This window comes from Stagnihabitans tardus (assembly GCF_009925085.1).
In the GTDB taxonomy this organism is placed as follows: Bacteria; Pseudomonadota; Alphaproteobacteria; order Rhodobacterales; family Rhodobacteraceae; genus Stagnihabitans; species Stagnihabitans tardus.
In genome coordinates, this window is record NZ_JAABNR010000102.1 from 1 (window position 1) to 290 (window position 290).

Here is a 290-nt window from a genome sequence, read left to right on the forward strand (position 1 = left end):
ATCGACCCACAGGCCTGGCTCGCAGACGTCCTCGCCAAACTACCGGCCGCCACACCGTCACGCCTGCCGGATCTCCTCCCATGGAACTGGAAACCCAAATAGCCGCGGCCTAGACCGGAGGCTTACCTTGATCGTGTCCTGCATGACGCTGATCGTCAGGCTGACCAGCGCCGCCGTCGCCACCGCATTGGGGATCTGCAGCCACAGGACCTGGGCCGGGGTGCGGGCGAAGACCATGGCCACCAGGTAGGCCGCGTAAAGGGCGCCGTTCAGCACCAGGACGCGCTCTT

Annotated in this window: 2 protein-coding genes; one reads left to right on the top strand and one right to left on the bottom strand. The window is 65.9% G+C overall.

Annotated features, from left to right (window positions below; all coding sequences use genetic code 11):
- On the top strand, positions 1–102 hold a 102-nt coding region (locus GV832_RS21800), incomplete at its 5' end, for a transposase domain-containing protein (RefSeq protein WP_168775642.1).
- On the opposite strand, the gene GV832_RS21805 is transcribed toward GV832_RS21800, so the two are convergent.
- Positions 58–290, bottom strand: a 233-nt coding sequence (locus GV832_RS21805) for a hypothetical protein (RefSeq protein ID WP_227754621.1), incomplete at its 5' end; no start/stop codon positions are given. The genes GV832_RS21800 and GV832_RS21805 overlap by 45 nt on opposite strands.